We start from the raw sequence: 5474 nt of genomic DNA on the forward strand, positions 1-5474 counted from the left end.
GGAGCGAGGGGCCTGTCCCCGGAAGGGTCGGCAGCCGAGGCGAAGCGGATGCGCCGTCAGACCGCGAAGGACGACCGAGCACGGCGCAGGCGTACTCCCGGTACGCCGAGCCGGGCGCAGGGAGTCCGACAAAGGGCTGGCGGTGCGTTCCCTCGCCGCAGGCGCCGGTCGCCAACAGGGCTGCCTTTTCTGCTGCGACAAGCGATCCCCGGGCTGCGTCGGGCGTGCTCGTCGCTCGCTTGTGCGGCGTACTTCCCGTACGCCTCCGCGCTCGCTCCTGCGCTTGCCCGCCTCGCCTCGGGTCTCCCTTGTCTCGCGACGAAACCCTTCCGGGGACCGGCCCCCTGCAGCGGCCCTCGAATGCCGGGATCTGAGGGAATGGATCTCTGGAGGCCGGCGAGCCCGTGCGCGGATTGGCCGCCTGTCCTGGGCTATCCCGGCGGCGGATCAGTGCGTCACGTCATTTACGAGACGGTACACGAGCGATTTGTTCCACGCTGCGGCAATTCGGGATGGGCCGTCAGGGATTCACGACCTGGAGGAATTTCTGTTTCCCGCCCTGGATCCGGATGATGACGGCGCTCTTGATGGGGTCTCCGTTTTCGTCCATCGTGAACTTTCCGGTAACCCCCTCGAATCCCGAAAGCGACGCCAGCGCATCCCGGATCTTCCCGGGGTCGCCGCTGTTCGCCTTCCGGATCGCTTCCAGCAGCATGTTGGTGGCGTCGTAGGCAAGGGTCCCCAGGGCGTCCGGCGTCTGCTGGAACTTTTCCCTGTATTTCTTCACCCAGTTCACGACCTCGGGGCGCGTATCCTCCGGCGAGTAATGGTTGGAGAAGTACCCCCCCTCGATCGCATCCCCCGCCACGTTCACCAGTTCCGGGGAATCCCAGCCGTCGGGTCCGATCAGCGTCACGTTCACCTTCGTTTCCTTCACCTGTTTCGCGATCAGGCCGACCTTGTTGTAGTAATCGGGCAGAAAGAGGACCTCCGGCTTCGTCGCCTTCACCTTGGTGAGCAGCGCCGAGAAATCCACGTCGTCCTTCCCGTACGACTCGTAGGCCGGCACCTTTCCCCCCATGCGGAGGAATGCGTCCCGGAAGACCTCGGCGATCCCCTTGGAGTAGTCATTGGAGGCGTCGTAGAGGACGGCCGCTGTCGCGGCGTGAAGCGTATCCCGGGCGAATTTCGCCATCACCGTCCCCTGGAAAGAGTCCGTGTAGCAGGCGCGGAACATGTAGTCCTTCCGCTTTCCGTCCGCCACGGTGACCTTCGGGTTCGTCGCGGTGCCTGTGATCGTGGGGATCCGGGAGCTCTGGGCAAGATCGGATACCGGGATGGTGGTCTTCGACGTGACCGAACCGACGATGGCCTGTACCCCATGCTGGTTGATGAGCAGATTCGCTGCGTTGCTCGCTTCGGTGGGGTCGTTCTTGTCGTCCACGATGAAGGTTTTGATCTTCCTTCCCGCGACGCCGCCTTTGGCGTTCGCCTCCTCCACCGCGATCTCGAATGCGTTCCTCACCGACTCGCCGAACGTCTTCACATCTCCCGACAGCGGGGTGATCAGGCCGATCTTGATTTCCTTCGTGGGGGGGGTCTTGCAGCCGGGGGAAAGCCCTGCCAGGAGAACGGCCATCGCAAGGAGCGACATTCTCTTTCTCACCTCTCTCCTCCTTCTTTCCTGTGCGGGGTTTTCGGTGAGCGCCCTCCAATTCTATTCCGGATTTCCCTGTCGCCAACAGTTTTTTCACGGAATGGTCCGGTGGGGAGCCCCTCGCCTCCCAGTCGCGAGGCGTTCACGAACTTCCCGGCGCCCCGGTTTTCCCTTTTTCCCCTTCGTAGGAGATCCGGTAGATCGCACCCGCCTTGTCGTCGGAGACAAGAAGCGCCCCGTCGGGCATCACGAGGAGATCCACCGGGCGTCCCCATGCCCGTCCTTCCGACAGCCAGCCCTCCGCGAACACCTCGTATCCCGTTGCCCGGCCGCTTTCGACACGGACGAGGGTTACCCGATATCCGATGGGCGTGCTCCGGTTCCACGACCCGTGCTCCGCAATGAATATATGGCCCCGGTACTTCTCCGGAAACATCGTCCCGGTGTAGAAACGCATCCCGAGGGCAGCCACATGGGGCCCGAGCTCCCATGCCGGAGGGACGAATTCCTCCCGAATCTTTTTCTTTCCGAACTCCGGGTCGGGGATCTCCTTTCCGTGCCGGTACGGAAAACCGAAGTGGAGCCCCTTCCCCGGTGCGTGGTTCAGTTCGTCGGGGGGGAGGTCGTCATCGAGCCAGTCCCTCCCGTTGTCCGTAAACCAGAGCTCCTTCGTGGATGGGTCCCAGTCGAACCCGACGGTGTTCCGCACGCCGCGGGCGAACGTTTCCTGTCCGGTTCCGTCGGGCCGCATTCTCTGGATCGAGGCGAACCGCGGATCTTCCCGCTCGCAGACGTTGCAGGGGGCGCCTACCGGAACATAGAGCCTCCCGTCCGGCCCGAATGCGATGAACTTCCATCCGTGATGGGTTTCCCGGGGGAAGCCGTCATTCACCACGACCGGCGATCCCGGATCCGCAAGACGGGACTCGATTCGGTCGAACCGGAGGATGCGGCTGATCTCCGCCACGTACAGGGCACCGTCCCGGAACGCCACTCCGTTCGGGCTGTGAAGACCCTTCGCCAGGACGATCACCTTGGCGCCTCCCGGGACCCCTCCCGGGTTCACGACCGCGTACACCTTGCCTTCCCCCCGGGTTCCCACGAATACCGTACCCCGGTCTCCGAGCGCCAGGGAGCGGGCGCCCGGCACATCCGGCGCGTACATTTCGACCTTGAAGCCGGCCGGAAGCCGGATCGACTTGAGACGCGACGAGGTGTCGCATGCGGCGGGAGACAGAAACAGAAATGAAAAAAGAACCGTCATCAAGACCAAAAGAACGCGTCCCGGTATCATGGGGACCCCTATTCCCGCAACCCGTGAAACGTCGCCGGGACTTCCGGCGGACGTCCTCTACACGAGGGGCCTCTCCTCGACGACCTCGAAGAAGGCGACGTACTTGAGGGCATTGGCGGCCCCCTCCCCCGACGATTCCCTGGTCTTCCCCCGGATCGTGTCGAGGAGCTTTCCGGAATCCCGGATCTCCTTGAGCTTCAGGGTCAGTCTTATCCCCTCATACCGGTTTCCGGGGGCGATATACAGGTAGGATGCGCTCGGGTTCTCCCGGAGGTTCCGATACGTAAGCCTCTCCGTCATCCCCCAGGCAAGGGTGTTCTCACCGCTCACATGGGGCATGGCATAGATGGCCGTGTTCACGGTTCCATCCGCGCCCGCGGTCGCCATCACCCCTTTCCCGCCGGGTTGGAAATGGTCCGCAAGTTTCATCTTTCCCTCCTTCTTTGGCAATCCTTTTTCCAAAATAGTTAGATTCGCGAAACCTCCACGAGGTTCGCGGCCCGGTCGTCTTCGCTCTCCCCCTGCCCGAATCCGTTTCGACCGGCGACCAGCAGCTGGGCGACCAAAGAATAAAAAAAGGGGAGAGGGTTCTCTCTCCCCTTCACGGGTTTTCTCTCATGCACCGAATTATTTTTTTCCGCCGCAACCGCACGTCTTGCACATAACGTTTCCCCCTTTCCTGGTCCTCTTGGTTTACAAAGGTTCGATGCGCGCGCCATCGGATCGATTCAACCTCCCCGGGAACAGGGGGAAGGCTTGACAAGTTTTCCTTGCGGCGGGCACACTTCACCAAGACAGCCAAACTTCGGGAGGAGCAGCCATGGCTCACAAGGTGATCATTCTCGGATCCGGTTGCGCAGGATCCACGGCCGCCATCTACACGGCCCGGGCGAACCTTTCCCCCCTCGTTCTGGAAGGACACGAGCCCGGCGGGCAGTTGTCCCTCACGACCGATGTGGAAAACTTCCCCGGGTTCCCGAACGGCATTCAGGGGCCGGAACTCGTCGCCCTCATGAAAGAGCAGGCGCAGCGTTTCGGGGCGGAATACCGCATGGAGAAAGTGACCGGGGTCGACCTCGCAAGGCGGCCCTTTCCCGTGACGACCGAGGAGAACACCTACCAGGCGGAATCCCTGATCATCGCCACCGGCGCCTCGGCCAAGATGCTCGGCCTGGAAGCCGAGAAGAAACTGCTCGGCCGGGGGGTATCCACATGTGCGACGTGCGACGGCGCCTTCTTCCGGGAAAAGGAGGTGATGGTGGTGGGAGGGGGGGACACGGCCGCCGAAGAGGCGATCTTCCTCACGAGATTCGCGAGGCGGGTCACCATCGTGCACCGGCGCGACCAGCTCCGGGCCTCCAAGATCATGGCGGACCGCGCCAGGAAGAACCGAAAGATCGAGTTCCTCTGGAACTCCGTGATCACGGACATCCTGGACCCCGAAAAGAAGGAGGTCACCGCGGTGAAAATCCGGAACACCGGAGACGGGAAGGAGGAGACGCGGAAAACCGACGGGGTCTTCCTCGCGATCGGGCACGAGCCGAACACCAAAATCTTCGAGGGGCAGCTCGCGATGGAAAAGGGCTACCTCGTTGTGCGGGACGGGTCAAGGACCAGCGTCGAAGGCGTCTTCGCCGCGGGCGATGTCCACGACTTCGTCTACCGCCAGGCAGTGACCGCGGCCGGCTGCGGATGCCGCGCCGCCATCGACACGGAGCGGTGGCTCGAGTTGCAGGAGAGAAGCTGACGGGGGAGCGGAAACGGATCACGGCGGTACGAAGCCTTGTGGGAACAAGACGATTTTCGACTGGCGGCCGCCCCGGAAATTGCTTATGATATGTCTTCCTTCCCATCATGATCATAGGTTCCCCGGGGACGGCTCCTCTCCCGGGGAAACGCGAAGAGGTGAACCGAAGAAGATGAGCACACTGTCGTACGTGAAAAACTTCATCACGGACAAGTACATCGCCTCCATCACCCCGACCTCCGACTTCGGGGTCAAAAAAGTGTGCAGCAAGATCGACTTTTCGCGCTGCAGCCTGGTCGTGGAATACGGACCCGGGACCGGCGTTTTCACGAATTACCTGCTCACGAGGATGGGGCCCGATTCCCTCCTGATCATGATCGAACGCAACGCCAACTTCGCGAACCTCCTGCGGAAGAAGGTCCGGGACCCGAGGGCGATCGTCGTCAACGACTGCGCCTCGAACATCCACGAAATCCTGCAGGAATTGAGGAAACCCTCCGCTGACTACGTGATCTCCGGGATCCCCTTCTCCTTCCTGTCGGTAAGCCTCAAAGACCGGATTCTTCGCAACTCCTTCACCGCCTTGCGGCCGGGAGGAAAGTTCCTCGCCTACCAGACGTTCTACCAGTCCAACAACCACCTGAAAGCGCATCTGGACCGGATTTTCGATTTCGTGCGGGTCGAGTACGAGATGCTCAACCTGCCGCCCCTTCGGATCTACGAGGCAAGGAAATAACGGCGGGTCGCCCGCTTCCCACCGCCGGAGCCGCGTGCCG

At 62.3% G+C, this 5474-nt stretch carries 6 protein-coding genes; 2 read left to right on the top strand and 4 right to left on the bottom strand.

What is annotated here, in order from left to right; all coding sequences use genetic code 11:
- Positions 1 to 520: 520 nt before the first annotated feature.
- The 4 genes from VJ307_05045 to VJ307_05060 all read right to left on the bottom strand — a co-directional run bounded on the left by VJ307_05045 (position 521) and on the right by VJ307_05060 (position 3556).
- On the bottom strand, positions 521 to 1666 hold the full coding sequence (locus tag VJ307_05045; protein ID HJX73505.1) for an ABC transporter substrate-binding protein: 1146 nt from the start codon (positions 1664 to 1666) through the stop codon (positions 521 to 523).
- Positions 1667 to 1799: 133 nt separating this feature from the next.
- Positions 1800 to 2951 carry a PQQ-dependent sugar dehydrogenase gene (locus tag VJ307_05050; protein ID HJX73506.1) on the bottom strand — a complete coding sequence of 384 codons (1152 nt, stop codon included), beginning with the start codon at positions 2949 to 2951 and terminating at the stop codon, positions 1800 to 1802.
- Positions 2952 to 3008: 57 nt separating this feature from the next.
- A complete protein-coding gene (locus VJ307_05055; protein HJX73507.1) occupies positions 3009 to 3380 on the bottom strand; it encodes a pyridoxamine 5'-phosphate oxidase family protein in 372 nt (123 codons plus the stop codon).
- Positions 3381 to 3418: 38 nt separating this feature from the next.
- The gene (locus VJ307_05060; GenBank protein ID HJX73508.1) at positions 3419 to 3556 is read right to left on the bottom strand and encodes a hypothetical protein; all 138 of its coding nucleotides are present in this window, start codon (positions 3554 to 3556) and stop codon (positions 3419 to 3421) included.
- A 215-nt stretch (positions 3557 to 3771) separates the two neighbouring features.
- Here VJ307_05060 and trxB point away from each other — a divergent pair, with 215 nt between their 5' ends.
- Both trxB and VJ307_05070 read left to right on the top strand, forming a co-directional pair.
- Positions 3772 to 4698: a thioredoxin-disulfide reductase gene (gene trxB / locus VJ307_05065; protein HJX73509.1), complete on the top strand. Its 927-nt coding sequence runs from the start codon at positions 3772 to 3774 to the stop codon at positions 4696 to 4698.
- Positions 4699 to 4870: 172 nt separating this feature from the next.
- Entirely contained in the window at positions 4871 to 5434 is a 564-nt protein-coding gene (locus VJ307_05070; protein ID HJX73510.1) for a methyltransferase domain-containing protein, read from the top strand.
- Positions 5435 to 5474: the final 40 nt, after the last annotated feature.

Source organism: Candidatus Deferrimicrobiaceae bacterium, from assembly GCA_035256765.1.
In the GTDB taxonomy this organism is placed as follows: Bacteria; Desulfobacterota; Deferrimicrobia; order Deferrimicrobiales; family Deferrimicrobiaceae; genus CSP1-8.

Coding starts and splice junctions, on each gene's coding strand:
- VJ307_05050 (HJX73506.1), bottom strand. CDS start 2,951: ATGATACCGGGACGCGTTCTTTTGGTCTTGATGACGGTTCTTTTTTCA.
- VJ307_05055 (HJX73507.1), bottom strand. CDS start 3,380: ATGAAACTTGCGGACCATTTCCAACCCGGCGGGAAAGGGGTGATGGCG.
- trxB (HJX73509.1), top strand. CDS start 3,772: ATGGCTCACAAGGTGATCATTCTCGGATCCGGTTGCGCAGGATCCACG.
- VJ307_05070 (HJX73510.1), top strand. CDS start 4,871: ATGAGCACACTGTCGTACGTGAAAAACTTCATCACGGACAAGTACATC.